This is a genomic window from Tardiphaga sp. 841_E9_N1_2 (assembly GCF_051811065.1).
In the GTDB taxonomy this organism is placed as follows: domain Bacteria; phylum Pseudomonadota; class Alphaproteobacteria; order Rhizobiales; family Xanthobacteraceae; genus Tardiphaga; species Tardiphaga robiniae.
The window spans coordinates 5,382,957-5,409,514 of record NZ_JBPWQC010000001.1; the positions used below are offsets into that span (position 1 = coordinate 5,382,957).

Annotated in this window: 23 protein-coding genes; 15 read left to right on the plus strand and 8 right to left on the minus strand. The window is 62.0% G+C overall.

Annotated features, from left to right (window positions below; genetic code table 11):
* Positions 1-291: 291 nt before the first annotated feature.
* Together AB8A50_RS25790 and AB8A50_RS25795 are read left to right on the plus strand one after the other, a co-directional pair.
* A complete protein-coding gene (locus AB8A50_RS25790; protein ID WP_184513485.1) occupies positions 292-2,079 on the plus strand; it encodes a tetratricopeptide repeat protein in 1,788 nt (595 codons plus the stop codon).
* A 4-nt stretch (positions 2,080-2,083) separates the two neighbouring features.
* Entirely contained in the window at positions 2,084-2,995 is a 912-nt protein-coding gene (locus AB8A50_RS25795) for a 4-(cytidine 5'-diphospho)-2-C-methyl-D-erythritol kinase (protein WP_093759544.1), read from the plus strand.
* Positions 2,996-3,163: 168 nt separating this feature from the next.
* On the opposite strand, the gene AB8A50_RS25800 is transcribed toward AB8A50_RS25795, so the two are convergent.
* Positions 3,164-3,943: an SDR family oxidoreductase gene (locus tag AB8A50_RS25800; protein ID WP_439079386.1), complete on the minus strand. Its 780-nt coding sequence runs from the start codon at positions 3,941-3,943 to the stop codon at positions 3,164-3,166.
* A 145-nt stretch (positions 3,944-4,088) separates the two neighbouring features.
* On the opposite strand from AB8A50_RS25800, the gene AB8A50_RS25805 reads away from it, so the two are divergent.
* On the plus strand, positions 4,089-5,165 hold the full coding sequence (locus AB8A50_RS25805) for a tartrate dehydrogenase (protein WP_439079387.1): 1,077 nt from the start codon (positions 4,089-4,091) through the stop codon (positions 5,163-5,165).
* Between the two features lie 71 nt (positions 5,166-5,236).
* On the opposite strand, the gene AB8A50_RS25810 is transcribed toward AB8A50_RS25805, so the two are convergent.
* Genes AB8A50_RS25810 through AB8A50_RS25820 form a run of 3 tightly spaced genes read right to left on the minus strand, consistent with a single transcriptional unit; the run spans position 5,237 to position 8,371 of the window.
* On the minus strand, positions 5,237-6,145 hold the full coding sequence (locus AB8A50_RS25810) for an NAD(P)-dependent oxidoreductase (RefSeq protein WP_439079388.1): 909 nt from the start codon (positions 6,143-6,145) through the stop codon (positions 5,237-5,239).
* Positions 6,146-6,164: 19 nt separating this feature from the next.
* The gene (locus AB8A50_RS25815; RefSeq protein WP_231078085.1) at positions 6,165-7,412 is read right to left on the minus strand and encodes a Zn-dependent hydrolase; all 1,248 of its coding nucleotides are present in this window, start codon (positions 7,410-7,412) and stop codon (positions 6,165-6,167) included.
* 41 nt (positions 7,413-7,453) lie between these two features.
* The gene (locus tag AB8A50_RS25820; RefSeq protein WP_439062175.1) at positions 7,454-8,371 is read right to left on the minus strand and encodes a LysR family transcriptional regulator; all 918 of its coding nucleotides are present in this window, start codon (positions 8,369-8,371) and stop codon (positions 7,454-7,456) included.
* Positions 8,372-8,490: 119 nt separating this feature from the next.
* Here AB8A50_RS25820 and AB8A50_RS25825 point away from each other — a divergent pair, with 119 nt between their 5' ends.
* From AB8A50_RS25825 to AB8A50_RS25855, 7 genes are all read left to right on the plus strand, one after another.
* Complete coding sequence (locus AB8A50_RS25825) at positions 8,491-9,309, plus strand: putative hydro-lyase (protein WP_175368759.1); 819 nt, start codon at positions 8,491-8,493, stop codon at positions 9,307-9,309.
* 81 nt (positions 9,310-9,390) lie between these two features.
* A complete protein-coding gene (locus AB8A50_RS25830; RefSeq protein ID WP_068733256.1) occupies positions 9,391-10,641 on the plus strand; it encodes an ABC transporter substrate-binding protein in 1,251 nt (416 codons plus the stop codon).
* A 267-nt stretch (positions 10,642-10,908) separates the two neighbouring features.
* Positions 10,909-11,742, plus strand: coding sequence for a branched-chain amino acid ABC transporter permease (locus tag AB8A50_RS25835; protein ID WP_210269314.1), 834 nt, complete (start codon positions 10,909-10,911; stop codon positions 11,740-11,742).
* Positions 11,742-12,725 carry a branched-chain amino acid ABC transporter permease gene (locus AB8A50_RS25840; RefSeq protein WP_439079389.1) on the plus strand — a complete coding sequence of 328 codons (984 nt, stop codon included), beginning with the start codon at positions 11,742-11,744 and terminating at the stop codon, positions 12,723-12,725. Before AB8A50_RS25835 ends, AB8A50_RS25840 begins: the two co-directional genes overlap by 1 nt.
* Positions 12,722-13,456: an ABC transporter ATP-binding protein gene (locus tag AB8A50_RS25845; protein WP_068733262.1), complete on the plus strand. Its 735-nt coding sequence runs from the start codon at positions 12,722-12,724 to the stop codon at positions 13,454-13,456. Before AB8A50_RS25840 ends, AB8A50_RS25845 begins: the two co-directional genes overlap by 4 nt.
* Entirely contained in the window at positions 13,440-14,144 is a 705-nt protein-coding gene (locus AB8A50_RS25850) for an ABC transporter ATP-binding protein (RefSeq protein ID WP_068733264.1), read from the plus strand. Before AB8A50_RS25845 ends, AB8A50_RS25850 begins: the two co-directional genes overlap by 17 nt.
* Positions 14,145-14,196: 52 nt before the next feature.
* The gene (locus tag AB8A50_RS25855; RefSeq protein ID WP_175368761.1) at positions 14,197-14,397 is read left to right on the plus strand and encodes a hypothetical protein; all 201 of its coding nucleotides are present in this window, start codon (positions 14,197-14,199) and stop codon (positions 14,395-14,397) included.
* A 261-nt stretch (positions 14,398-14,658) separates the two neighbouring features.
* On the opposite strand, the gene otnC is transcribed toward AB8A50_RS25855, so the two are convergent.
* Positions 14,659-15,327, minus strand: coding sequence for a 3-oxo-tetronate 4-phosphate decarboxylase (gene otnC, locus AB8A50_RS25860; protein WP_439079390.1), 669 nt, complete (start codon positions 15,325-15,327; stop codon positions 14,659-14,661).
* A gap of 133 nt (positions 15,328-15,460) precedes the next feature.
* On the opposite strand from otnC, the gene ltnD reads away from it, so the two are divergent.
* The 5 genes from ltnD to AB8A50_RS25885 all read left to right on the plus strand — a co-directional run bounded on the left by ltnD (position 15,461) and on the right by AB8A50_RS25885 (position 23,306).
* Positions 15,461-16,378 carry an L-threonate dehydrogenase gene (gene ltnD, locus AB8A50_RS25865; protein ID WP_439079391.1) on the plus strand — a complete coding sequence of 306 codons (918 nt, stop codon included), beginning with the start codon at positions 15,461-15,463 and terminating at the stop codon, positions 16,376-16,378.
* Between the two features lie 17 nt (positions 16,379-16,395).
* A complete protein-coding gene (gene otnI, locus AB8A50_RS25870) occupies positions 16,396-17,178 on the plus strand; it encodes a 2-oxo-tetronate isomerase (RefSeq protein ID WP_439079392.1) in 783 nt (260 codons plus the stop codon).
* Positions 17,175-18,452 (plus strand): 3-oxo-tetronate kinase, encoded by a 1,278-nt coding sequence (otnK, locus tag AB8A50_RS25875; RefSeq protein WP_439079393.1) that lies wholly within the window; start codon positions 17,175-17,177, stop codon positions 18,450-18,452. Before otnI ends, otnK begins: the two co-directional genes overlap by 4 nt.
* A gap of 458 nt (positions 18,453-18,910) precedes the next feature.
* Positions 18,911-22,108 carry an efflux RND transporter permease subunit gene (locus AB8A50_RS25880; protein ID WP_439079394.1) on the plus strand — a complete coding sequence of 1,066 codons (3,198 nt, stop codon included), beginning with the start codon at positions 18,911-18,913 and terminating at the stop codon, positions 22,106-22,108.
* Positions 22,098-23,306: an efflux RND transporter periplasmic adaptor subunit gene (locus tag AB8A50_RS25885; RefSeq protein ID WP_439079395.1), complete on the plus strand. Its 1,209-nt coding sequence runs from the start codon at positions 22,098-22,100 to the stop codon at positions 23,304-23,306. The genes AB8A50_RS25880 and AB8A50_RS25885 overlap by 11 nt, the downstream gene beginning before the upstream one ends.
* A 65-nt stretch (positions 23,307-23,371) precedes the next feature.
* Here AB8A50_RS25885 and AB8A50_RS25890 read toward each other — a convergent pair whose 3' ends face one another.
* The 3 genes from AB8A50_RS25890 to AB8A50_RS25900 are packed head-to-tail and all read right to left on the minus strand — an operon-like array spanning position 23,372 to position 26,502.
* Entirely contained in the window at positions 23,372-23,827 is a 456-nt protein-coding gene (locus AB8A50_RS25890; protein ID WP_439079396.1) for a PaaI family thioesterase, read from the minus strand.
* Positions 23,828-23,833: 6 nt separating this feature from the next.
* A complete protein-coding gene (locus AB8A50_RS25895; RefSeq protein ID WP_439079397.1) occupies positions 23,834-25,351 on the minus strand; it encodes an acetyl-CoA acetyltransferase in 1,518 nt (505 codons plus the stop codon).
* A gap of 17 nt (positions 25,352-25,368) precedes the next feature.
* Positions 25,369-26,502 carry a nitronate monooxygenase gene (locus AB8A50_RS25900; RefSeq protein WP_439079398.1) on the minus strand — a complete coding sequence of 378 codons (1,134 nt, stop codon included), beginning with the start codon at positions 26,500-26,502 and terminating at the stop codon, positions 25,369-25,371.
* Between the last annotated feature and the right edge of the window lie 56 nt (positions 26,503-26,558).

A 26,558-nucleotide genomic window follows, 5' to 3' on the forward strand; every position in this document is an offset into this window, starting at 1 on the left:
TGTGTGAGCGGCGGCGCCCGTAGGCAGGCCGCTACACCGGCCGGATGTCACGATAACGCCACAGTGCGAGCGTTCTCAGGGGCAGTGGCGCAATCCGGCGGCCCAATTGCTGACAGGCTTCAAGGTGCCACTGGTGCGATCGCGCCTCCGATCCTTGCGATTGACCGCCAAACGCGGCATTGTTGGCATGCGCACTATTGCCGGGTCGGCTGCGCATCCGAGCCTGTCTTGCAGTTTTGCTCGCATTTTGCTCGATATCCTGCCCGTAAATCCTGGAGCTAGGCGAACCCTATGTTGTCCATCCGTTTCAATCGTTTGACGCTCGCTGCCGCCACGGTCGCCGTTCTCGCGATGCCCGGTCAGCTGCTGGCGCAAACCCCGGATCATACCGGCGATAGCTCGGCTGCCCAGTTTCCCACCTCCCGTGACCTGAAGTCGCTCACCACCGCCGGCAGCTATCTGGCCGCCCGCCACGCCAGCGTCGAGCGCGATGCGACCTCGGCTGCGGCGTTTTACCGCTCCGCGCTGCGTACCGATCCGAAGAACAATGAACTGCTCGATCGCGCCTTCATCTCCTCGCTCGCTGACGGCGATATCGAAGAGGCCGTGAAGCTCGCCGATCGCATCCTCACCATCGACAAGTCGAACCGCGTCGCCCGTCTCGTTGTGGGTGTGCGCGATCTCAAGCTGAAGAAATACGCTGCCGCGCAGACCAATATCAACCAGTCGGTGCGCGGCCCGATCACCGACCTCGTTGCGACGCTGCTGTCGGCCTGGGCCGGCTACGGCGCCGGTGAGAGCAAGACGGCGATTGCCAATATCGACAAGCTGGCCGGTCCGGAATGGTATCCGATCTTCAAGGATCTGCATGCTGGCCTGATCCTCGATCTTGCCAACAAGCAGAAGGATGCGGGCGCCCGTTTCGAGCGCGCCTACAAGCTCGACGATTCCGCGCTGCGCGTGGTCGACGCCTATGGCCGCTGGACCTCGCGCAACAAGGACGACGCCGCAGCGCTCGGCATCTACGAGACCTTCAACAAGAAGCTCGCCCGTCACCCGCTGGTGCTGGAAGGTATCCGCGAGACCAAGGCCGGCAAGAAGCTGGCACCGCTGGTCGACAGCCCGCAGGCTGGCGCTGCTGAAGCACTTTATGGCATTGGCGCGTCGCTGACCCGCCGCGGCGGCGAAGACCTCGCGCTGGTCTATCTGCAGCTCTCGCTCTATCTCAAGCCGGACCACTCGCTGGCGCTGCTGTCGCTCGCCGATCTTTATGAGTCGGTGAAGAAGCCGCAGATGGCCATCAAGGTCTATGAGCGCGTGCCCGCCAATTCGGCGCTGAAGCGCAACGCGCAGATCCAGCAGGCCACCGATCTCGATGCGGCCGATCGCAGCGATGAAGGCATCAAGATTCTCAAGGGCGTTGTCGCCGACGATCCGAAGGATCTCGAAGCCATCATGGCGCTCGGCAATATCGAGCGTGGTCGCAAGAAATTCGCCGATTGCTCCGAGACCTACACCAAGGGCATCGACGTCATCGCCGCCAACCAGGACAAGCCGAACTGGGTGTATTTCTACTTCCGCGGCATCTGCCTGGAGCGTTCGAAGCAGTGGGCCAAGGCTGAAGTCGACATGCGCAAGGCGCTCGAATTGCAGCCCGAGCAGCCGCATGTGCTGAACTATCTCGGCTATTCCTGGATCGATCAGGGCATCAACCTCGACGACGCCATGAAGATGATCAAGCGTGCCGTCGATCAGCGTCCGGACGATGGCTACATCGTCGACTCCCTTGGCTGGGCCTATTACCGCATCGGCAATTTCGACGATGCCGTGAAGCAGCTCGAGCGCGCCATCGACCTGAAGCCGGAAGATCCGACCATCAACGACCATCTCGGCGATGCCTATTGGCGCGTCGGTCGCAAGCTGGAAGCCAAGTTCCAGTGGCAGCATGCCAAGGATCTGAAGCCGGAAGCCGAAGAGATTCCGAAGATCGAAGCCAAGATGGAAAACGGTCTGTCGGACGAACCTTCGTCTTCGGCCGCATCCAACGACAAGAAAAAAGAAGACGGCAAAGGCGGCTAATTCCATGGTTGGGGGCACGACCGGTTCAACGAGCCCGGTTCTCGAAGAAGATGCGCGCGCCAAGGTCAATCTGACCCTGCGCGTCATCGGTCGTCGAGTTGACGGCTATCATGATCTCGAAAGCGTCGTGGCCTTTGCAGATTGCGCCGACAGATTGACGCTGGATGCGGGCGGCGATCTGTCGCTGACCGCGACCGGCCCGCGCGCGCAGGAATGCGGCGACACCGCCGATAATCTCGTGATCAAGGCCGCCCGGCTGCTCGGCGAGCGCGTCGAGGGTCTTACATTCGGGCGCTTTGCACTCGACAAGCACTTGCCGGTTGCCGCCGGCATTGGCGGCGGGTCGGCGGATGCTGCCGCAGCACTCCGCCTCCTGGTGCGCGCCAACAATCTCGAAATGGACGATCCCCGCGTGCTCGAAGTGGCGCGCCTGACCGGCGCCGATGTGCCGGTTTGCGTGCCGTCGCACGCCTGCGTGATGACGGGTGTGGGCGAAAACCTGCTGCCGCTCAGCATTCCGCGTTTACCCTGCGTGATGGTCAATCCGCGCGTGCCGGTAGCGACCAAGGATGTGTTCAAGGAGCTCGGCCTGAAGAATGGCGAGCTGCGTGTCGGCGTCAAAGACGTCCTGAAACGGGCTACCTGGCCGAATGAAGGCGGCTCACTCGATGCCTGGATCGACGCGCTCAATGCCGGAACCAATGATCTCGAAGCGCCCGCATTGAAGGTCGAGCCCGTGATTGACACCGTGCTGTCGGCCTTGCGCGGTGCCGAAGGCGTTCGCTTGGCTCGCATGTCGGGTTCGGGCGCGACCTGTTTTGCGCTGTTCGGCAACGACACCGACGCGCAACGCGCGGCCGGTGCCATTCAACTCGCCCACCCGCTGTGGTGGGTGCATGCCGGCGCGCTGAGCTAGCGCGCTTTTTCCCTCGCCCCGCCTGCGGGGAGAGGGTGGCGCGGACGAAGTCCGCGACGGGTGAGGGGGAGCCAGCGAGTGAAACACTGGCTCCCCCTCACCCGGATCACTCGCTGCCGCTCGTGCTCCGACCTCTCCCCGCAAGCGGGGCGAGGTTAAGAAAAGCGACTAACTGCCCCATCCAGCGCTATATCCGCCATCCACCGTGTAGATCACGCCGGTCGTATAGCCCGCGCGATCGGACGCCAGAAACGTCATCATGTCGGCGATCTCGCGCGGTTTCGCAGCGCGGCCGAGTGGCAAGCCCTGCTGCAATTCCCGGAAGCGGTTCTCGTCCCCGAATTGCGCCTTGGCGCGGGTCTTCATCAGCGTGATGTGGCGCTCGGTCTCCACCGGGCCCGGGTTGATGCCGACGACGCGGATATTGTCCTTCAGGCTCTTGCCGCCCAGCGCCCGCGTAAACGCCATCAGCGCGGCATTGCCGGCGCTGCCACAGATGTAATTGGCGTCGAACTTCTCGCCGGCAGCGCCGATGTCGTTGACGATCACGCCATGGCCGCGTGCTTTCATCTGCGCATAGACGAGGCGCGTCAGATTGATGAAGCCGAACACTTTGAGATCCCAGGCATGGCGCCAGGTAGGCTCGTCGATCCTGTCGAGCGATCCGCCGGGAATATCGCCGGCATTGTTGACGAGGATGTCGATATCGCCAGCGGCAGCCGCCAGCGCGGCGAGGTCATCCGGCTTACGCAGGTCGACGCCATGCACGGCGACATCGATCTGGTGGCTGGATCGCAGCCGGTCCGCCAAGGCTTGCATCTGCTCCACATTGCGGGCCGCGAGGCGGAGATCGCAGCCTTCTTCAGCGAAGGCTTCAGCGGCGGCTGCGCCGATGCCCTTGGATGCGCCCGTGATCAGGACGCGCTTGCCGCGCAAATGAAGATCCATGGAATGCCTCTGGATTGCAGAAGGGAGTGTCTGCGACAGAGTTAGGCCCCTGCGGCAAAACCGGTCAACATTGCAGTGCAGCGTTGATCGCAGGCCGGCTTTGGTCCACATCTGCAGGCAGAATTACTGGCGAAGGAAACCCCACGTGAGCGCACAAAAAGAATATCGGATCGCGGTCATCCCCGGTGACGGCATCGGCAAGGAAGTCATGCCGGAAGGCCTGCGTGTCCTTGAAGCGGCAGCGAAAAAGCATCGCGTGAAGGTGCATTTCGATCATTACGACTTCTCGTCCTATGACTATTACGAGAAGCACGGCCAGATGATGCCGGACGACTGGAAAGCGCAGATCGGGAAGCACGATGCGATCTACTTCGGCGCCGTCGGCCTGCCGGCAAAGATTCCGGATCACATTTCGTTGTGGGGCTCGCTGATCAAGTTCCGGCGCGAATTCGACCAATACGTCAATCTGCGCCCGGTGCGCCTGATGCCCGGCGTGCCCTGTCCGCTGGTCGGCCGCAAGCCCGGTGACATCGACTTCTGGGTGGTGCGCGAGAATACCGAGGGTGAATACTCCTCCGTCGGCGGTCGCATGTTCCCGGACACCGATCGTGAATTCGTTACCCAGCAGACGGTGATGACCCGCACCGGTGTCGACCGCATCCTGAAATTTGCGTTCGACCTCGCGCAGTCGCGGCCGAAGAAGCACCTGACCTCGGCGACCAAGTCCAACGGCATCGCGATCACGATGCCCTATTGGGACGAACGCGTGAAGGCGATGGGCGTCAACTATCCCGATGTGAAGTGGGACCAGTATCACATCGACATTCTCACCGCGAATTTCGTGATGCATCCTGACTGGTTCGACGTCGTCGTCGCCTCCAACTTGTTTGGCGACATCCTGTCCGATTTGGGCCCGGCCTGCACCGGCACCATTGGCATCGCGCCATCCGGCAACATCAACCCGACTGGCGATTTCCCGTCAGTGTTCGAGCCGGTGCATGGCTCGGCGCCGGATATTGCCGGGCAGGGCATTGCGAATCCGATCGGCATGATTTGGTCCGGCGCGATGATGCTGGAACATCTCGGCGAGAAGGCTGCAGCGGATTCGATCGTCAAGGCGATCGAGCGCACCCTCGGTGAGCGCACGCTGCGTACGCGCGATCTCGGCGGTCAGGCTGATACAGGCGCTTGCGGCAAGGCCGTGGCGGAGATGGTGGAGTAATTCTGCTTCTTGCGCATCTACAAAAATGCCCGGCTTGAGCCGGGCATTTTCATTTTGGGAGTTTGCAGCGCTTAAGCTGCAATCCGCCGGCAATGCTTCCAGGCCGCGGCGATCAGGTTCACGCTCGCCTCCGGCGTCCGGAAGGCAGAATGCGCCGATAGCGTCACGTTCGGGATCGTTGTCAGTACATGGCCGGCCGGCAGTGGCTCGATGTCGAAAACGTCGAGACCAGCATGGCGCAGATGGCCGGAGCGCAGTGCATCGATCATCGCCGCTTCATCGACCACCGCGCCGCGCGCGGTGTTGACGAGGATCGCACCCTTCTTCATCTGGCCGATGCGCTCGCGGGTGATCATGCCGCGGGTCTCGTCGTTCAGCAGCAGATGGATCGAGACGACGTCGCTCTTGGCCAGCACTGTCTCCATGTCGGTGAATTCCACACCGGGATGGGACTTCGGCGAGCGATTCCAAGCCAGCACCTTCATGCCCGAGCCGAGCGTGATGCGTGCGACTTCCGCGGCGATGCCGCCGAAACCGATTAGGCCGATGGTCTTGCCCGTCAGTTCCATGCTTTCATCGCGCAGCCAGTTGCCGGCCCGCATTTCACGGTCTTGCTGGGCAAGGCCGCGCGCGGCAGCCCACATATGTGCAATGGCGCATTCGGCGACGGCGGTGTCGCCGTAGCCGCGGATCAGGTGGACTTCGATCCCCAGCCCGGCAAGCTCCTCGATATTCATGTAGCTGCGCGCGCCGGTGCCGAGAAACACCACATGCTTCAGGCCGGCGCACTGCTTGGCCACATCGGTTGGAAGATAAGTGTGATCGACGATCGCGATCTCGGCGCCGTCCAGCACCTCAGGTAAATCGGCCGACTTGATGTCCTCATCGCGATTGATCTTGATTGCGATGTCGCCCGGCTGCGTCAGCCGTTCCAGAATCTTCGCCAGCTCTTCGCTGGCATCGACGAATACGCCGCGCATTATTGCCCCCTATCTCTCGTTACTTCGATGCGACGCCGGCAAGCGCCAGCACCGTATGCATCAATACATTGGCGCCGGCGGCGCAATCTTCCTGCGTCGAGCTTTCGAGCTCGTTGTGGCTGATGCCATCCTTGCTCGGAATGAACACCATCGCAGTCGGCATGATGTTGTTGAGGTTGCAGGCGTCGTGGCCGGCGCCTGAGGTGATACGGCGATGCGAGTAACCGAGCGACGTCGCGGCGGTCTCGACCGCATTGACGAAGTCCTTGTTGAAGTGCGTCGGCGGCTTGTGCCAGACTTTGTCGAAGGCGACGTCAACCTTGCGATGCGCGGCGATCTCCTTGATGGCATCGCGCACGCCTTTCTCGATGGCGTCCAGCTTGCCGGCGTCGGCGCTGCGCAGATCCATGGTGAAGGCGATCTCGCCGGGGATCACGTTGCGCGACGGATTTGCGATCACGGCTTCGCCGATGGTGCCGAGCGCGCCGATATTGCTGACGACACGCTCGGTGGCCAGCACGATCTCGGACAGTGTCGCCAGCGCATCCTTGCGCAGCGGCATCGGGGTCGAGCCGGCATGGCTCTCGAAGCCGGTGATCTTGCCGTCGAACCACAGCACGCCCTGGCCGGAATCGACTACGCCGATGGTCTTGCTTTCGGCCTCCAGGATCGGGCCTTGCTCGATATGCAGTTCGACGAAGCCCGAGAATTTCTGCGTGCCGACCGCAACGTCGCCGCGATAGCCAATCTCGTCGAGCGCTTCGCCGACGGTGACACCTGCAATGTCCTTGCGCGACAGAATGTCGTCGGTGGTGAAGTCGCCGACATAGGCGGCGGAGGCCATCATCGCCGGCGCAAAGCGTGAGCCTTCTTCATTGGTCCAGTTGGCGATGCAGATCGGCATCTCGGTTTCGATGCCGGCATCGTTCAGCGTGCGGACGACTTCGAGCGCGCCGAGTACGCCGAGAATGCCGTCGAACTTGCCTCCAGTCGGCTGGGTGTCGAGATGCGAGCCGACGCCGATCGGGGCCTTCGACATGTCGCGGCCCTTGCGCAGCGCGAACATCGAGCCCAGGGCATCGACATGCACCTCTAGGCCAGCGTCTTCGCAGGCCTTGCGAAACCAGTTGCGCACCAGTTTGTCTTCAGGCCCGAGCGTCAGGCGTCGCACGCCGCCTTTTGGCGTGCCGCCGAATTTTGCGGTCTCGTTGATGGTGTCCCAGAGCCGCGCGGAATCGATTTTGAGGTTGTCGCCAAGCTTGGTCATGCGGTCTGTCCCGAGAAGTTTGTGTTGAAGAGGCCTGCTTTTCAATGACCCGGCGATGCCGGCTCGTCAACCAATGGGCTGTTCTGCGCCAGTTGCGCGGCAATGCCTGCGACGAGTTCGATCGCAGCCGTGTCGGGTGACGCGAGCCAGCTTGCCGAAAATGTCAGCGGCTGGAGCTGCAGGTTGGTATTGAGCAATTGCAGGCGTCCGTCCGCGAGTTCGTTCTCGATGATGGCTGTCGGGATCAGTGCGATGCCTAAGCCCTCAATCGCCATGTGCATCACGGTAGACAGCGACGCGCTGGCGTGCAGCCGGATCGGTGGCAGGTCGGGCCGGTTGAACAGCGAGCGCGCGATCTCGTAGGGCCGGGTCTTGCGCGAGAAGGTGATGATGGGAAATTTCGCGAGGTCATGGATCGAGAGCAGATCATTGCCGAGGCCGAGTGAGGGGCTGGCGAGAAAGCCGACAGGGTAGTCGCACAGCACACGGTTGCGAATGTTGGATGTCGAAAGCGGCCCGAGCACGAAAGCGAGATCGATCTCCTGTGCCTGCAACCGCGCGTTCAGGTTCGGCGTGATATCAACCTCGATTTCGAGCGACAGGTTCGGATACGAGATATTGACGTGCTTGATCAGCCGCGTCAGCAAAGTGTGGACGATGGTCTCGGCGACGCCGAGCCGCAGCACGCCGCGCATTGCCGAGCGATCGCCAACCGCCGCCATCATCTCTGAGCGCAGGCCGATCAGCTTTTCGGCGTAGACCAGCATCTGCCGTCCGGCCGTCGTCGGCGAGGCCATACGGCGGTCCCGCTGCAGAAGCCGCACGCCCATCTCGTGTTCCAGTTGCGCGATACGCTGGGAAATTGCCGGCTGGGTCGTGTTGAGCTTCTGGGCCGCGCCGCGGAAGCTGCCGAGATTGACCACCCAGAGAAAAGTCTCCAGCGCCTTGAAGTCCGCCATGGATGCGATCCGGCTATCGATAAGTAGGATTTATGGATGTCGATTAAAAACAACGATTAGACATTATACTAGCCCTGAGTTTCAGTGCGTGTCGAGGCAGAATTAGGCAGGACACTAAGATGGCTATTTCTTCGGCAGCGCAGCAAAGCGACGATCGATCCTCGGATTTGCCCAGCGCGGTTGCTCGCCGCGAATATCGCGCGGGCAAATATGGCAGCACCGCCGGAGTAGCCCCGGGTTATGTCCAGGGCAATCTCGTGATTTTGCCGGAAGCCCAGGCCGCAGCCTTTCATCGCTTCTGCCAGCTCAATCCGAAGCCGTGCCCGATCATCGGCATGTCGGATGTCGGCAATCCAAGCATTCCCGCGCTCGGTCTTGATCTCGATATCCGGACTGACATTCCGCAATATGTCGTCTGGAAGGATGGCGAGGCGATTGATCGCCCTTACGAGGTGACGAAGTACTGGCGCGACGATCTCGTGTCTTTCGTCATCGGATGTTCGTATTCGTTCGAGGAAGCCATGATGGCCGACGATCTGCCGATCCGTCATATCGAGCAGGATGTGCTGGTGCCGATGTATCGCACCAACATCGCCTGTAAATCCGCAGGCCCGTTCGCCGGGCCGATGGTGGTGTCGATGCGACCGCTGAAGCCGGCTGATGCGATCCGCGCCGTCCAGATCACCTCGCGTTTTCCCGCAGTGCATGGTGCGCCGGTACATCTGGGTCTGCCGCAGTCGATCGGCATCAAGGATATCAACAAGCCTGATTACGGCGATGCGGTGCACATCAACGACGATGAAATCCCGGTGTTCTGGGCCTGTGGCGTCACGCCGCAAGCGGTCATTGCTGCAGCGCGCGTGCCGTTCGCGATTACGCATGCGCCGGGTGTCATGCTCGTCACGGACCTGAAGAATAAGCATTTGGCTGTTTTATAAGAAGCAGCTTGCCGATCTTTCGGGCTTTACCGTAACCTTGATTAGTTTCATCGATAGCCGCCGGTCACAAAGGACAAAGACATGACGATTTCTCGCCGAAACGTATTGCTTGGAGGCGCCGCTTCCGCCGCGCTGCTGCCTCTGGCCAAGCCTGCGCGCGCGCAGGTCAAGGAAGTCGTGATCGGCGTGATTTATCCGCTGTCCGGCGCCAGCGCGCAGATCGGCGTCGACGCGCAGAAAGCTTTCGAGACTGCTGCCGATATCATCAACAAGGATTACGATTTCGCATTGCCGATGGCGAAGGGCGAAGGCTTCACCGGTCTCGGTGGCGCCAAGGTGCGTCTCGTTTTCGCCGACCATCAGGCCGATCCGCAGAAGGGCCGCGCTGAAGCCGAACGCCTCATCACCCAGGAGAAGGTCTCGGCCATTGTCGGCACCTATCAGAGCGCCGTCGCCGTCACCGTCAGCCAGATTTGCGAGCGCTACCAGATCCCGTTCCTGTCGGCCGACAACTCGTCGCCAAGCCTGCATCGCCGTGGTTTGAAATATTACTTCCGCGCCGCCCCGCATGACGAAATGTTCTCGACGGCGATGTTCGATTTCTTCGATGCGCTGAAGAAAAAAGGCCAGAAGATCGAGACGCTGGCGCTGTTCCATGAAGACACCATCTTCGGCACGGACTCGGCGAATGCGCAGCTCAAGCTCGCTGCCGATCGCGGTTACAAGATCGTCGCCGACATCAAGTATCGCGCCAATTCGCCGTCACTCACTGCCGAAGTGCAGCAGCTCAAGGCTGCCAATGCCGACGTACTGATGCCGTCGAGCTACACCACCGATGGCATCCTGCTCATCAAGACCATGGGCGAACTTGGCTACAAGGCCAAGAACATCGTCGCACAGGACGCCGGCTTCTCCGAGAAGGCGCTGTATGATGCGGTCGGTGACAAGATTCCGGGCGTCATCTCGCGCGGTTCGTTCTCACTCGATCTCGCCGCCAAGCGTCCGATGGTCGGCAAGATCAACGACATGTTCAAGGAGAAGTCCGGTAAGGACTTCAACGACTACTCCTCGCGCCAGTTCATGGGCCTGATCGTGATGGCCGATGCCATCAATCGTGCCAAGTCCACCGATGGTGAGAAAATCCGCGAAGCGTTGGTCGCCACCGACATGCCGGGCGAAAGCACGATCATGCCGTGGGCCAAGGTCAAGTTCGACGAGTTGGGCCAGAACAACAACGCCGATCCGGTACTGCTGCAGTATAATGGTGGCAAGTTCGTCACCATCTTCCCGCCGCAGGCCGCCGTGGCGGATGCGATCTGGCCGATGCCGTAAGGCGCGTTCTCTAAACGCATGTGATGGCGTCGTCGGACTCGACGATGCCATCACATACTCCGGTGTCATCCCCGCCTAGCACGCCGAAGGCGTGCGGGGGGCGGGGATCCATATCCTCCGAAGGATTGGTTTGCACCTGGTCTGACCGGCATCGCCCAGTTGTGATGTCGGTGGTTATGGGTCCCCGCTTTCGCGGGGACGACAGACAGAGAGGATTACTTCGTGACCGCCGCGACCATCATCCAGAGCCTTGCCAGCGGATTGCTGATGGGGCTGCTCTACGGCCTGCTCGCGGTCGGCCTTGCGCTGATCTTCGGGTTGATGGACGTCACCAACTTCGCCCATGGCGAATTCCTGATGTTGGCGATGTATCTCACCTTCTTCCTGTTCATGTTCTGGGCGGTCGACCCACTGCTGTCGATCCCGCTGGTGGCCGCCGGCATGTTCGTGTTCGGCGCGGTGATCTATCTCGTGATCATACGCTTCGCCATGCGGGCCAAGGCCAATATCGGCATGGTGCAGATCTTCGCGACCTTCGGCCTCGCCATCCTGATGCGCGGCCTCGCGCAGTTCTTCTTCACCCCGGATTATCGCAGCATCCCGGCCTCGATGCTCGGCGGCAAGACGATCTCGATCTTCGGCGTATTTCTGCCGGTGCCGCAGCTGGTCGGCGCGCTGATTTCCATTGCTGCCTTCGGCGCACTCTACTTCTTCATGAAGAAGACCGATTTCGGTCGCGCGCTGGAAGCGACCCGTGAGGATGCTGGTGCCGTGGCGCTGGTCGGCATCGACAAGAACAAGGTGTTCGCCCTCGGCTGGGGCCTCGGTTCCGCGCTGATCGGTCTCGCCGGCGGCGTGATGGCGATCTTCTTCTATATCTACCCTGATGTGGGCGCGTCCTTTGCGCTGATCGCTTATGTCACCGTGGCGCTCGGCGGCTTCGGTAGCGTGTTCGGCGCTTTTGCTGGCGGCATCATCGTTGGTCTGGTCGAGGCGACCACCGCGATGATCCTGCCGCCGTCGCTCAAATCGGTCGGCATCTATGCCGTCTATCTCCTCGTTGTCTTTGTCCGGCCGCGCGGCCTGTTCGGATCGATCTGATGGACAGCTTCACACAGCGTCGCCACCGCGACCTCATTCTCGCCGCCGCGCTTGCGGCCATCGCCGCCTGCGTGCCGTTCTTCGTCAAGGACGTCTATGTCCAGAACATCATGGTGCTGACCCTGATGTATGCGGCGCTGTCGCAGGCCTGGAACATCCTTGGCGGTTATTGCGGCCAGATCTCGCTCGGCCACGCGCTCTATTTTGGCCTCGGCGCCTATACGACGGCGCTGCTGTTCACCAAATTCGGCGTGCTGCCGTGGTTCGGCATGCTCGGCGGTGGCATCATCTCCGCGCTGATCGCGCTCGCCTTGGGCTATCCGACCTTCCGCCTGCGCGGCCATTATTTCGTCATCGCCACCATCGTCATCGCCGAAATTGGCTTCCTGCTGTTCCACAATTGGGACTATGCCGGTGCGGCGCTCGGCATCGACATCCCGGTGCGTGGCGATAGCTGGGCCAAGTTCCAGTTCACGCGCAGCAAGCTGCCGTTCTATTACTTCGCCCTCGTGTTCTGCTGCGTCGCCTGGTTCATCACCTGGTGGCTGGAAGACTCCAAATGGGGCTTCTGGTGGCGCGCGGTGAAGGATAATCCCGATGCAGCCGAAAGCCTCGGCGTCGTGGTGTTCAATTCCAAGATGGGCGCGGCGGCGGTCTCCGCTTTCCTCACCGCGATCGGCGGCGCTTTCTATGCGCAGTTCGTCTCCTATATCGATCCTGAAAGTGTCATGACCTTCCAGTTCTCGCTGCTGATGGCACTGCCTGCGGTGCTGGGTGGTATCGGCACGCTGTGGGGCCCGGTGCTCGGCGCGGTCATCCTGATCCCGATGACCGAACTGACGCGCTCCTTCATCGGCGGCTCCGGCCGCGGCGTCGATCTCATCCTCTATGGCGCAGTGATCGTCGTGATCTCGCTGGCGCGGCCCGATGGTTTGATCGGCCTGTTCTCGCGACGTCCGGCTTCGAAAGGAGTGCCGCAATGACGACACCTCTTCTCGAAACCCGTGGCGTCTGGCAGCGCTTCGGCGGCCTGATCGCCAATAGTGACGTCTCGATCTCCGTCGGCGCTGGCGAAATCGTCGGCCTGATCGGGCCGAACGGTGCCGGCAAGTCGACGCTGTTCAACCTGATCGCCGGCGTGCTGCCGCCGACGCAGGGCACGATCTGGTTCAACGGCGAGAACGTCACGCAGATGCCGGCGGCGGAACGCTGCCAGCGCGGTATCGCGCGCACCTTCCAGGTGGTGAAGAGCTTCGAGACCATGACCGTGATCGACAACGTCATCGTCGGCGCGCTGATCCGCAACGAAAAGATGCGCGATGCGCGGCGCAAGGCACATGAGGTGCTTGAGTTCTGCGGTCTTGCCCCGCGCGCCGACAAGCTTGCTAGGGATCTCATTCCGTCGGAGAAGCGCCGCCTCGAAGTGGCGCGTGCGCTGGCCACCGAGCCCAAACTCCTGATGCTCGACGAGTGTCTTACCGGCCTCACGCCGCTTGAGGCGCAGTCGGGCGTGGCCCTGGTCCGCAAGGTCCGCGAGACCGGCGTCACCGTGCTGATGGTCGAACACGTCATGGAAATCGTCATGCCGCTGGTCGACCGCGCCATCGTGCTCAATCTCGGCAAGAAGCTGGTCGAGGGCAAACCCGCGGATGTCGTGCGGCATCCTGAAGTCATCAGTGCATATCTCGGGGATCGCCATGCTGTCGGTGCGTGAGGCCACCACCGCCTATCAGGGGCTGGTCGCCATTTCGGACGTCACCATCGACGTCGCCAAGGGCGAGATCGTCGCCGTCTGCGGCTCCAACGGCGCCGGCAAGTCGACGCTGATCAAGACCATCGCCGGCGCCGAGCGCCCGCGTTCGGGCACCGTCACCTTCGATGGCGAGCAGATCAACGGCGTGCCGCAGCATCTCATCACGGCGCGCGGCATCGCCTATGTGCCGGAAAACCGCCGGCTGTTTCCGCGGTTGTCGGTGGAAGACAACCTCCGCCTCGGCAGCTACATGTATCGCGGCAAGCCCGATCGCGACGAGCCGTTGAAGCTGGTGTTCGACCTGTTCCCGCGTCTTTCCGAACGTCTCGAGCAGCGCGCCGAAACCCTGTCCGGCGGCGAGCAGCAGATGCTGGCCATCAGCCGCGCACTGATGACCCGTCCGCGCCTGTTGATGCTCGACGAGCCGTCGCAGGGCATCATGCCGAAGCTGGTGGACGAGATCTTTCAGGCGGTCATCAAGATCCGGGACGCGGGTATGACCGTGCTGATCGTCGAGCAGCGCATGGCCGAAGTGCTGGAGATCGCCGACCGCGCCTACATCCTGCAGACCGGCCGCGTCCAGATGCAGGGCAAGGCCTCGGAGATTGCGACCAATCCGGATGTGCGCAAGGCGTATCTGGGGCTGTAAGTCCCGGAATTGTCCCGTTTAAAGCCGCTGACGAACGTGTTATCGTTCTTGTATGAGCAACGTCGAAGACATCGAGAAGGCGATCGAGAATCTGCCACCGGCAGAGCTAGCGCAATTCCGTGCCTGGTTCGAGGCTTTTGACGCCGAAGTGTTCGATCAAAAGATTGCTGCTGATGCATCGTCAGGGAAGCTGGACCGCTTGGCCGAGCAAGCTCTGAACGGCTACAGCCAAGGCCGCGCGCGCGACCTGTGAAACACCTCGCCAGTCCGGAATTCTGGGCGGCATATCAGCGATTACCCGTTCACGTTCGTTCATTGGCAGACAAGAATTTTGCACTGCTGAAAAGTAACCCCAGTCACCCTTCGCTGCACTTGAAGAAGATCGGCCGCTACGTTTCGGCGCGCGTTGGTCTGCGTTATCGGGCTTTGGCCGTTGAGGTTGATGATGGTTTGCTATGATTCTGGATTGGATCGCACGCCGACTACGATCAACTCCTTAAATGAGCCGCCTGGCTCAATCGTGCCCATGCGCGTCATGATCGGGCAGAACCAGCCCGAACGTCGCCACCAGGTCCTTCACTTGTGCCGGCGTCAGGTGCCGCGGGTTGAGCCCGCGCAGCAGCAGATAGAGTTTCGCGGTTTCTTCGAGTTCTTCGATGGCATAGACCGCTGCTTCCAGCGTGTCGCCGGACACTACCGGGCCGTGATTGGCCAACAGCACCGATGAATATTTACCGGCGAGGCCCTTGATGGCGTCGGCGACCGCCGGATCGCCCGGCCGATAATACGGCACCAGGGCCGTCGCGCCGCATTTCATCAGGTAATAGGGCGTCATCGGCGGCAGCACCGCGCGTGGGTCGATTTCCGGCAGCATCGAGACCGCTACCGAATGGGTCGAATGCAGATGCACCACGGCGCGAGCGGCGCTGCGGGTCTCATACAGCGCCGTATGCAGCGGAACCTCTTTGGTCGGCGCATCGCCAGATATGAGGCGGCCGTTGCTGTCGAGGCGCGACAGCCGGGCCGGATCGAGTGAGCCCAGTGACGCATTGGTCGGGCTCACGAGCCAGCCGCCATCATCGCAGCGCACACTGATATTGCCCGATGAGCCCGGCGTCAGCCCACGGTCGAACAGCGAGCGGCCGAGCCGGCAGATCTCTTCACGGAGCTTTGTGTCAGTCACCGGATGTCCTCGGTCTTTTCTTGGCATTTCCTCGTGATGCTTTTTCCCACGCTTTGGCATGATGGCCAAGCCGTGTTACCGAGAGGCAAGGCCGCCTCAAGCTGGCCATCGAGGACCCCTAGGGAATTGCCGCATGTCACCTGCATCTGAGAAACCACGCGTCGCCGTTATTGGTCTGGGGTCGATGGGCTATGGCATGGCCCTGTCGCTCAAGAAGGCCGGCTTCACGGTGACTGGCTGCGACGTGTCGGCGGATGCGGTGAAGCGCTTCGTGGCCGACGGAGGGCAGGGCGCTGATACCCCGGCCGGTGCCGCGCAGGGCGCGGATATCGTCATCAGTGTCGTCGTCAATGCCGCGCAGACGGAGACCATCCTGTTCGGGACGGACGGCGTTGCCGAAACGCTGCCGAAAGGTGCGGTATTCGTATCGTCCGCGACGATGGATCCCGATGTCGCCCGCCGCCTCGCCGGGGATCTCGAAGCCACCGGTCGACATTACCTCGATGCCCCGATCTCCGGGGGTGCACAGCGTGCGGCGCAGGGCGAACTCACCATTCTAGCATCCGGCAGCGAGGCTGCCTTTGCCAGGGCGCGGCCGGCGCTCGATGCGATGGCCGCCAAGCTCTACGAACTCGGCAATGCCGCCGGGCAGGGCGCCGCTTTCAAGATGATCAACCAGCTCCTCGCAGGCGTACATATCGCCGCCGCCTCGGAAGCCATCGCGTTTGCCGCCAAGCAGGGTCTCGATATCCGCAAGGTCTACGAGGTGATCACCGCCTCCGCCGGCAACTCCTGGATGTTCGAGAACCGCATGCCGCATGTGCTCGATGGCGATTACACGCCGCGCAGCGCGGTCGATATCTTCGTCAAGGATCTTGGCATCATCCAGGACATGGCGCGTACAGCGAAATTCCCCGTGCCGGTCTCCGCTGCGGCACTGCAGATGTTTCTGATGACCTCGGCGTCAGGCATGGGCCGCGATGACGACGCGTCGGTGGCGCGGATGTATGCCAAGGTCACCGGTACCGAGCTGCCGGGCGAGCCGAATTAAGAACACGAGGACGATCGATGCCCCGCTTCGCCGCCAATCTCAGCATGATGTTCAACGAACACGCGTTCCTTGATCGCTTCGATGCCGCGGCGAAAGCCGGTTTCACTGCGGTGGAGTTCCTGTTCCCCTACGAGCATCCGCCGGAAGCGATCGCCGAACGGCTGGAACGAAATGGCTTGAAGCAGGTGCTGTTCAATCTGCCGCCGGGCGACTGGAATGCCGGCGAAAAGGGTTTTGCCGCACGTCCCGACAAGTTCGATGAGCTCAGGCAGAGCATTCACACGGCACTGCCCTATGCCCTGGCCACCAATGTCCGCCGCCTGCACATGATGGCGGGTCTCGCCGATCGCCGCGATCCGAAGGCCGTGGCGGCTTTCCGCAAATCCATTGAATGGGCCGCGAATTTTCTCGGCGAACATGGCGTCGACGTGGTGATTGAGCCGATCAACCCGCGCGACGTGCCCGGGTATTTTCTCAACGACTTCATGTTCGCGCGCGACATCATCGCCGACATGAAGATTCCGAATCTCGGGCTGCAGTTCGATATCTATCACTGCCAGATCATGCATGGTGACGTCACGATGCGGCTGCGCGAGATGCTGCCGTGGATCGGGCATATCCAGATCGCCAGCGTGCCGTCGCGCAACGAGCCGTCCGGCGAGGAACTGAACTATCCTTTCCTGTTCGATGAACTCGACCGGATCGGCTACGACAATTATGTCGGTTGCGAATATCGCCCGGCCGGCGACACGGTCGCAGGACTTGGCTGGTTCAAGCCCTATGCCGGAGTGAAAGCATGACGCTGGCGCTGGGCTGCATCGCTGACGACTACACTGGTGCGTCCGACCTGGCCAACACGCTGACCCGCTGCGGTCTGCGCACGGTGCAGACCATCGGCATTCCTGCTGATGATCTGCAGCTGCCGGACGTCGATGCCGTTGTAGTATCGCTGAAGAGTCGCTCGATCGCGGCCAGCAAGGCGGTCGAGAAATCGCGCGCCGCCGAAAAATGGATGCGCAGCCGCGGCGCGGATCATGTGCTGTTCAAGATCTGTTCGACATTCGACTCCACCGACGCCGGCAATATCGGCCCGGTGATGGACGCGTTGCGGCTCGATTCCGGTGACAATATCGTGCTGGTGACGCCGGCATTCCCCGAGACCGGCCGCACGGTCTATCAGGGCAATCTGTTCGTTGGCTCCGTGCCGCTGAACGAGAGTCCGCTGAAGGATCACCCGCTCAATCCGATGCACGACTCCAATCTCGTCCGTGTGCTGGCGCGGCAGAGCGCGACAAATATCGGGTTGGTCGATCTCGGAGTTGTCGCCTGCGGCGCCGACGTGGTGCGGACGCATCTCGATGGACTGTCGGAGAATGGTTTTGGCGCGGCGATCATCGACGCGGTGTTTGCCAGCGATCTGGAAACCATCGGTGCGGTCGCCCTGGGTCATCGCGTCTCGGTCGGTGCATCCGGTATGGGGCTTGGCCTGGCGCGCGCACTGGTCGCGTCCGGCCGCGTCAAGGCGAATGCGGCGACCTCGATCAAGGATACGCCCGTGGGTGGCGCTGCAGCCTGTCTGGCCGGCAGTTGTTCGCAGGCGACGCTGCAGCAGATCGCGCGCGCCGAACAGGTGATGCCGGTGCTGCATCTCGATCCCGAACAGGTGATGGCCGGCGGCGCGGAAGTCCAGCGCGCGCTCGGCTGGGCGAAGGAGCGGCTCGGCAAAGGACCGGTCCTGATTGCCAGTAGTTCGACACCGGATCAGGTGACGGCGCTGCAAAAGCGCCATGGCCGCGATGCCGCGGGGCATGCCATCGAGCAGGCGATGGCCGATCTCGCTGAAGGTCTCGTCCGCGCCGGCGTACAACGGCTCGTGGTGGCTGGCGGCGAAACATCCGGTGCTGTCGTCGATCGGCTGGGCATTCCGGGTTTTCTGGTCGGTACCGAAATCGCCGCCGGTGTGCCGGTATTGCGCGCGGTCGGTGCGGCGGAGCGCCAGATGCTGCTGGCGCTGAAGTCCGGCAATTTCGGTGGACCGGCTTTTTTTGAAGATGCGCTTGGCCTGATGACCTGATGGATGTCGCCCAATCCCGGGGCGACAGGCTGCCCGAATAGGCAGGGCGCTGCTTGCGCCGCGCGCATTACAGATAGTTCATCTTGACCGGCCCATGACACCTTGGGTGTCGCGAGCCGGAGCCGCGTCTATTTAAGCCTAAAACTGTTGTGCGGACGCCACGGCGGCCCGGAAACAATTAACAATACCGCTGAAGTGAATTGCCGTGAGGCTTGGCGCGTTAGCTATTTTATCGCAGGTCGGGTAAATCTGCTGGCGTGGACAGGCGCGGAAACCGCTCGTTCGCAGCCCTTCATGCAAAGAGGATTGCCCGTTCATTCATGAACCGAGCCGATAGGCTTATGCCGGCCCGGCTCACTAATCGGATGCGGATGATCTCTCTAAACAGGTGAATTCGATCGTGGGCAGGCGGGTTCCCGCAGTGCCCCTCTCGTCAATATATCGAGGACTGCCCGTTCATGATCTCGTTGGTGCGCATCGCCCTGACCCGGCCTTACACCTTTGTGGTGCTGGCCCTGCTGTTGCTGATTGTCGGGCCGCTGGCCGCGCTTCGCACGCCGACCGATATTTTCCCTGATATTCGCATCCCCGTCATCGGCGTGGTCTGGCAATATACCGGCCTCCCGCCGGACCAGATGTCCGGCCGTATCACCACGCCGTTCCAGCGCGCACTGACCACCACGGTCAATGACATCGAGCACATCACGGCGAATTCCTATGCCGGCTTCGGCATCATCAAGATCTTCTTCCAGCCCAATGTCGACATCCGCACCGCCAATGCGCAGGTCACCGCGATCTCGCAGACGCTGATCAAGCAGTTGCCGCCCGGCGCCACGCCCCCGCTGATCCTGAACTATTCGGCCTCGACGGTGCCGATCATCAACGTCGCATTGTCCGGTGACGGTCTTACCGAACAGAACCTCGCCGATATCGGCATCAACCAGCTTCGTACCCCGCTGGTCACCGTGCCTGGTGCCGCGATTCCGTATCCGTTCGGCGGCAAGCAGCGCCAGATCCAGATCGATCTCAATCCCGGCGCGCTGCAGGCCCGCGGTCTGTCCGGTCAGGACGTCGCCAATGCATTGGCCGCGCAGAACCTGATCACGCCGGTCGGCACGCAGAAGATCGGCGAATTCGAATACACGATCAATCTCAACAACTCGCCGCTGAAGATCGAAGAACTCGGCCGGCTGCCGATCAAGAGCGTCAACGGCGCCATGGTCTATGTGGATGACGTTGCCACCGTGCGCGACGGCAATCCGCCGCAGACCAATATCGTACATGTGGATGGCAATCGTTCGGTGCTGATGCAGGTGTTGAAGGCTGGCTCGGTTTCCACGCTCGATATCATATCCGGCATCAAGCAGAAGGTGATTGACTATCGCGCGGCGCTGCCGGACGCGTTGAAGATCAGTTATATCGGCGACCAGTCCGGCTTCGTGCGCGGCGCCATCGAAGGCGTGGCCGTGGAAGGCGTCATCGCGGCCTTGCTGACGTCGGTGATGATCCTGCTGTTCCTTGGCAGCTGGCGTTCCACCGTCATCATCGCGGTGTCGATCCCGCTGGCGGTGCTCGGTGCCATCATTATGCTGTCGATGATCGGCGAAACGCTGAACATCATGACGCTGGGCGGTCTGGCGCTCGCAGTCGGCATCCTCGTCGACGACGCCACGGTGACCATCGAGAACATCAATTACCATCTGGAGCAGGGCAAGGACGTCGAGACCTCGATCATGGACGGTGCGGCGCAGATTGTGACGCCGGCTTTCGTATCGCTTCTCTGTATCTGTATCGTCTTCGTGCCGATGTTCTTCCTCAACGGCATTGCGCGCTTCCTGTTCGTGCCGATGGCCGAAGCGGTGATGTTCGCGATGGTCTGGTCGTTCCTGCTGTCGCGCACGCTGGTGCCGACCATGGCCAAATATCTGCTGCAGCCGCATGTCCATCATGACGGCGAGAAGCCGCCGACCCGCAATCCGCTGGTGCGTTTCCAGCGGGGCTTCGAGGCCGGCTTCGAGCGGATCCGCGGCGGCTATCACGGCCTGTTGGATATGGCGCTGGCGCGGCGCCCCGTTTTTGTGATCGGCTTCCTCGGCGTCGTCGGCGTGTCGTTTCTGCTGGTGCCGTTCCTTGGCCGCAACTTCTTCCCATCGGTCGATGGCGGCGCCATCCTGATGCATGTCCGCGCCCAGGTCGGCACTCGCATCGAGGAAACTGCCAACCAGTTCGCCGATATCACCAAGGCGGTGCGCAAGATCATCCCGCCGGATCAGATCGAGACCATGACCGACAATATCGGCATGCCCGTCTCCGGCATCAATCTCACCTATAACAACACCGGCGTGATCGGCCCGCAGGATGGCGACTTCCAGATCAAGCTGAAGGAAGGCCACAGGCCGACCGAGGAATATGTGCGGCTATTGCGCGAGCAACTGCCGCGGCAGTTCCCGGGCGTCAGCTTTGCCTTCCTGCCCGCCGACATCGTCAGCCAGATCCTGAACTTCGGCGCTCCGGCCCCGATCGACCTGCAGATCCGCGGTGCGAATCTCGCGGCGAACTTCGAATATGCCAACAAGCTGCTCGGCAAGATCCGTCGCATTCCCGGCATTGCCGATGCACGGCTCCAGCAGTCGCCGAACAATCCCGGCTTCAACATCGATGTGGACCGCACCCGTGCGCAATATGTCGGCCTGACCGAGCGCGATGTCACCAACAGCCTCGTGGTCAACCTCGCAGGTTCGTCGCAAGTCGCGCCGACCTATTATCTCAGTCCTGATAACGGCGTGTCCTATTCCATCGTGATGCAGACGCCGCAATACAAACTGGATTCGCTGGGTGCGCTGGAGACGCTGCCGATCACGGCCGTGAATGCCAGCAACAACTCCCCGATGCTCGGCGGCATTGCCAGCATCAATCGCTCGACCTCGAATGCCGTGGTGTCGCAATATGACATCCAGTCGATGGTGCAGATCTATGCCACCACGCAGGGGCGCGATCTCGGTTCCGTGTCCAACGATATTTACAAGGTGCTCGAAGAGACCAAGGCGGATGTGCCGAAGGGCAGCAATGTGGCGCTGCTCGGTCAGGTGCAGACCATGAACAGCGCCTTTGCCGGTCTATTGTTCGGCCTGCTCGGCGCCATCGTGCTGATCTATCTCTTGATCGTCGTGAACTTCCAGTCCTGGTCCGATCCGTTCGTGATCATCACCGCGCTGCCGGCGGCATTGGCCGGCATCGTCTGGATGCTGTTCACGACGCAGACGACGCTGTCGGTTCCGGCACTAACCGGCGCCATCATGTGTATGGGTGTTGCGACGGCCAACTCGGTGCTGGTGATTTCCTTCGCCCGCGAGCGTTACGCGATCCTCGGCGACCCCATCAAGGCCGCGTCCGAAGCCGGTTTCGTCCGCTTCCGCCCGGTGTTGATGACGGCCCTGGCCATGATCATCGGCATGGCGCCGATGGCGCTGGGGCTGGGCGAAGGCGGCGAGCAGAATGCGCCACTTGGCCGCGCTGTCATCGGCGGCCTGATTTTTGCTACCATCGCCACGTTGATGTTCGTGCCGGTGGTTTTCAGCATGGTTCACAAGAAACAGCAGCCTGAAAATCAGCCTGCGGCTGACGTGGCTACCTCGGAGACTTTGCATGCCCACTGAGCAGACCCCCCCGGTGTCACGCCGCAAGCTCGGCCTGGTCGGAGTGATTGGCCTGTGCGCCGCAGGCGCCATCGTCGTCACCGGCATCATGGCCCGCGCCAAGACCGAGAGCGATTTAAAGGCCTGGACCGACGATCAGGCGATCCCGACCGTCGCTGTGGCTCCGCCGGATGCCCGCGTTCTCAACGCGTCGCTCGATCTGCCCGGCCGGCTCGAAGCCTATTACCGCGCGCCGATTTTTGCCCGCGTTTCGGGCTATCTGAAGAGCTGGAGCGCCGATATCGGTGCACAGGTCAAATCCGGCCAGGTGATCGCCGAGATCGAAGCCCCGGACCTCGATCAGCAGTTGCTGCAGGCCCGTGCTGACCTTGTCAGCCAGCAGTCCAGCGCCAAACTGTCGGAAGCGACGCTGAACCGCCGCAAGACGCTGGTGGCGTCGAATTTCGTTTCGGCGCAGGAAATCGACGAACGCACCGCCGATCTGAACAACAAGCGCGCCGCCGTGAATTCCGGTCAGGCCAATGTTGAGCGGCTGGAAGCGCTGGCCGGTTACAAGAAGATCACCGCGCCGTTCGACGGCGTCGTCACCCAGCGCAACACCGACGTCGGCGCGCTGATCTCGGGTGGCACCGGAACCGGCGCCGCGATGTTCGTGGTATCTGATATCAAGAAGCTGCGCGTTTATGTCGACGTGCCGCAGAGCTATGTGCCGGCGATCAGGTTAGGCGCCAAGGCGATCATCAGCGTGCCCGATCATCCGAACAAGACGTTCCCGGCCACGGTGGAGGCCTCGTCGCAATCGGTCGATGTGGCGTCGGGCACCACGCGCATGCAGCTCGTGCTCGACAACCCCAACGGCGAATTGCTGCCGGGTGGTTATGCCAATGTGAAGATGAGCCTCGCGCGTGATTCCGCGCCGCTCCATGTTCCGGCCTCGGCGCTGATCTTCAACAAGAGCGGCATGCGCGTCGCGACCGTTGGACCGGACGACAAGATCCTGTTCAAGACCGTGACCATCGCCAGGGATCTCGGCCGCGACATCGAGCTCGCATCCGGCATCGCCGCCGACGACCGCATCGTCATTGCCCCGCCGGACGGCCTCAACGACGGCGACAAGGTCCGTATCACCGGCGGTAGCGGTGCTCCGAAAAGCGGCAAGCCGACGGCGGAGACGGACAAAAAGGAAGTGAAGGGGTAGGGCGTTGACGCCGCGCTATGCCGGGCTCGTACGTCCGGCATAGCAACCCCTGCATTTACGATCGCCTAGTGCGTGATGCCTTCGCGATCGAACAGCGCCATCAGGGTGCAGCTCATTGTTGCGATCAGTTTCTCCTCGCCTCGCTCCACCGCAAAGGCCTGGCCCTCGCAAACCGTTATGGTTCTGCCGGGCTTGAGAACGTGGGCCCGAAACAGGAAATGCTCGCCGCGGGCCGGGGCCAGAAAATTGGTCTTGAATTCGACGGTAAGTACTGCGGCATTGTCGGGCATCAGCGAGAAGGCGGCATATCCGCAGGCTGTATCCAGCGCTGTTGTGATGATGCCGGCATGAATGAACCCGTGCTGCTGCGTAAAGGCGGTGTTGTACGGCATTTTGAGTTCGACTTCGCCGGCTGCCTGGCGAGCAACTTCGATACCCAGTGTCGCCATCGCCGTTTGGCGGGCGAAGCTCGCCTGCACGCGGGCCTCGAAGTTTGCATCCTTTGGAATGAATTTGGTCATCTCGCCTTATTGCGCCTTTCGCCACTCCAGCACACCATCACCCGCCGTGCTGATCGCGCCTGACGATCCTACGGGCGTCTTGTCCTGATCCATCAGAAACGCCAGTGTCGCCTGGTCCTGTACCGGCACACGCGCCAGCGCGCGTTCATTGGCAGCAGTGCGCAAGATCACTACGCCGTGTTCGATCTCGCCACCACGGCCGTAGATCACCGTGAAGCTTTCCACAGTGCCGTTGCCTGAGGCCTCGGTGACATATGTCGGAACGGGCTTGCGGTCGCGATCGGCGTCAGCCTGCACATTGGTGTCCTGCGCGATCGCTTCCTTCGGCATATCCTTCGACACCACCAATGCGTGGTGCTTGGTGACGAAGCCGCCCTGCGCATAGAGCAGTCCCGTCCTGGTGCCGGCGCGGATCTTGCGCACCATCGCGCAGGCGGCATGCGCCATGTAGTCGTTCAGCGGCGCGCCAAAGAAGGTGAGACCGCCGGTCACGGTTGGTTGCACGTCGCTGCCAAGGCCGAGGGTGCGGCGGGCCATCTTGGGCACGCAGGGGAAGCAGCTATAGAGCTCGATGGCGCCGAAATTCTTGCCGGAGCCGCCGACCAGATCCATGGCCACCTTCAGCACCGCATTCTGCGCGTGGCTCTCCACATACTGGTCGCGGTCGAGATAGTCGCGCGGCTCCTCGGCTGAAGCGCCGCCCCAGATATGCACGATGCGATCCTCGGGCACGCCGGCAGCGCGCGCCTTGGCAAGGCTGGTGACGAGGATGGCGGCCGACTGGTTTACCATCGGATTGGCGACCATCAGCTTGGTATAGGGCCAGGCGATCAGCCGATTGTCAGGCGTCGGCGTTGTGATCTCGTCGGGCGTGAAGGCCTTCTTGTTCCACGCTTCCGGATTGGTCGCCGCGACGCCTGCATAGCGCGACCACAATTCTCCAGACTCTCGATGGGCCTCGCGCGGCGTCTGGCCCCAATGCGCGGCGGAGGCGGCTTCATAGAACGGGTAGACCGTGACCGGTTTGGCCACGCCGAGCTTGGTCGCCATCGGCTTCTGATAGTTGGCACCGCGGAGCGGCTCCGGCGCATCCTTGGCGAACGGCGTCCAGGGCAGATCCACCTTGGCGCGTTCGGCCTTGGTGGCCGTGCCCTGCGATTCCGCGCCGGTGATCGCCGCGACCTGAGATTCGCCGCGCGCGATACGCTTGGCTGCTTCATGAATGTAACGGATCGGGCTCTCGCCGCCGACCGGGCCGTAATAGGCATGTTTCGGCGCGATGCCGAGCTTCTCGCTGAGCTGCTTCTCCGGCGCGGTGTAACGCCAGCTCAGGAAGTTCACGATGTCGAGCGAGTCGATATCCCCAAGCAGCTTGCCGCCGGAATCCTGCTCTGCGCGCTTCAGCGCTTCGATCATCAGCGCGAGCGGCTCGAGACCTTCGGCGAGCTCCTTCGGATGATCCGAGAATTCGCCGACGCCGACGATGACGGGGATGCGGTCTTCAGCTTGGTTCGACACTGCCATTGTTCTTGCTCTTGCCTCTATTCGGAAACCAGCATGGTGAGGTGCTCTGCCGCTTCGGCAAAGTCCTCCTTGAATTCCTGCACAACTGCGCCTGCCGACTTGACGCTGTCAATCAGGCCGACGCCCTGGCCGACGAAATAGCTGACCAGATCCCGTGCCTGCGCATTGCCCGCGGCTGCGGAACGATCAATCGAGGCGAAGGCGTCGCGGCTGATCAGGCTCTGCAGTGGCATCGGCAGCGCGCCGGGGCTGTCTTCGCTGCGATCCCAGGCATCGGTCCAGACCGAGCGCAACTGCCGTGCGGGCTTGCCGGTACGGCCCCTGGAGCGGATCGCATCGCGCGACGAGGCGGCAATCATCTTCTCGCGAAAGATTTCGGAGGTTTCAGATTCCGTGGTCGCGAGCCACACCGAACCGGTCCAGACGCCTGCCGCGCCCATCGCCATACAGCCGGCCATCTGCCGCCCGGTCATGATGCCGCCGGCGGCCAGCACCGGCACCTCGCGCATCGGCTTGATGGCTTTGATCACCTCCGGTACCAGCACCATGGTCGAGACCTCGCCGCAATGGCCACCGGCCTCGGTGCCCTGCGCCACGAGAATATCGACGCCGGCCGCAACCTGCCGGATCGCATGTTCCTTGGCACCGACGAGAGCTGCCACGGGGACGCTATGGGCTTTGCCCATCTCGATCATCGCCTTCGGCGGCACGCCGAGTGCATTGGCGATCAGCCGGATCGGATGATTGAAGGAGACGTCGAGCAGCCGCAGTGCAGTCTCGCCATCGAATGGCTGCGGCTGATCGGAGGAGACTTCGGTGATCTTGAGATCGACGCCGTATTTCTTCAGCAGGCTCCTGGTGAAAGCGCGATGTTCCGGCGTGATGCGGCGCTCCAGCGACTTCCAGGTGACATCCTTCTCGCCTGCGGTGGAGATGTTCTCCGGGATCAGCACGTCGATGCCGTAGGGCTTGCCATCGACATGATCGTCGATCCACCTCAGTTCCTGCTCCAGCGTTTCCGGCGAATGCGCGGTGGCGCCGAGCACACCGAAGCCGCCGGCACGGCTGACGGCCGCCACCACGTCGCGGCAATGGCTAAAGGCGAGTAATGGAAACGCGATGCCCAGCATCTCGCAGATCGGCGACTTCATCGGCGTGTCTCCCTGAATCCCTTGTGACCCGCTTCATGTGGCGAGTTCGTGATGAA

What these genes read in the sequence shown, in the direction of transcription:
- AB8A50_RS25790 (WP_184513485.1), top strand. Translation starts at nt 292, where the DNA reads ATGTTGTCCATCCGTTTCAATCGTTTGACGCTCGCTGCCGCCACGGTC.
- AB8A50_RS25795 (WP_093759544.1), top strand. Translation starts at nt 2,084, where the DNA reads ATGGTTGGGGGCACGACCGGTTCAACGAGCCCGGTTCTCGAAGAAGAT.
- AB8A50_RS25800 (WP_439079386.1), bottom strand. Translation starts at nt 3,943, where the DNA reads ATGGATCTTCATTTGCGCGGCAAGCGCGTCCTGATCACGGGCGCATCC.
- AB8A50_RS25810 (WP_439079388.1), bottom strand. Translation starts at nt 6,145, where the DNA reads ATGCGCGGCGTATTCGTCGATGCCAGCGAAGAGCTGGCGAAGATTCTG.
- AB8A50_RS25815 (WP_231078085.1), bottom strand. Translation starts at nt 7,412, where the DNA reads ATGACCAAGCTTGGCGACAACCTCAAAATCGATTCCGCGCGGCTCTGG.
- AB8A50_RS25820 (WP_439062175.1), bottom strand. Translation starts at nt 8,371, where the DNA reads ATGGCGGACTTCAAGGCGCTGGAGACTTTTCTCTGGGTGGTCAATCTC.
- AB8A50_RS25825 (WP_175368759.1), top strand. Translation starts at nt 8,491, where the DNA reads ATGGCTATTTCTTCGGCAGCGCAGCAAAGCGACGATCGATCCTCGGAT.
- AB8A50_RS25830 (WP_068733256.1), top strand. Translation starts at nt 9,391, where the DNA reads ATGACGATTTCTCGCCGAAACGTATTGCTTGGAGGCGCCGCTTCCGCC.
- AB8A50_RS25835 (WP_210269314.1), top strand. Translation starts at nt 10,909, where the DNA reads ATGGGGCTGCTCTACGGCCTGCTCGCGGTCGGCCTTGCGCTGATCTTC.
- AB8A50_RS25840 (WP_439079389.1), top strand. Translation starts at nt 11,742, where the DNA reads ATGGACAGCTTCACACAGCGTCGCCACCGCGACCTCATTCTCGCCGCC.
- AB8A50_RS25845 (WP_068733262.1), top strand. Translation starts at nt 12,722, where the DNA reads ATGACGACACCTCTTCTCGAAACCCGTGGCGTCTGGCAGCGCTTCGGC.
- AB8A50_RS25850 (WP_068733264.1), top strand. Translation starts at nt 13,440, where the DNA reads ATGCTGTCGGTGCGTGAGGCCACCACCGCCTATCAGGGGCTGGTCGCC.
- AB8A50_RS25855 (WP_175368761.1), top strand. Translation starts at nt 14,197, where the DNA reads ATGAGCAACGTCGAAGACATCGAGAAGGCGATCGAGAATCTGCCACCG.
- ltnD (WP_439079391.1), top strand. Translation starts at nt 15,461, where the DNA reads ATGTCACCTGCATCTGAGAAACCACGCGTCGCCGTTATTGGTCTGGGG.
- otnI (WP_439079392.1), top strand. Translation starts at nt 16,396, where the DNA reads ATGCCCCGCTTCGCCGCCAATCTCAGCATGATGTTCAACGAACACGCG.
- otnK (WP_439079393.1), top strand. Translation starts at nt 17,175, where the DNA reads ATGACGCTGGCGCTGGGCTGCATCGCTGACGACTACACTGGTGCGTCC.
- AB8A50_RS25880 (WP_439079394.1), top strand. Translation starts at nt 18,911, where the DNA reads ATGATCTCGTTGGTGCGCATCGCCCTGACCCGGCCTTACACCTTTGTG.
- AB8A50_RS25885 (WP_439079395.1), top strand. Translation starts at nt 22,098, where the DNA reads ATGCCCACTGAGCAGACCCCCCCGGTGTCACGCCGCAAGCTCGGCCTG.
- AB8A50_RS25890 (WP_439079396.1), bottom strand. Translation starts at nt 23,827, where the DNA reads ATGACCAAATTCATTCCAAAGGATGCAAACTTCGAGGCCCGCGTGCAG.
- AB8A50_RS25895 (WP_439079397.1), bottom strand. Translation starts at nt 25,351, where the DNA reads ATGGCAGTGTCGAACCAAGCTGAAGACCGCATCCCCGTCATCGTCGGC.
- AB8A50_RS25900 (WP_439079398.1), bottom strand. Translation starts at nt 26,502, where the DNA reads ATGAAGTCGCCGATCTGCGAGATGCTGGGCATCGCGTTTCCATTACTC.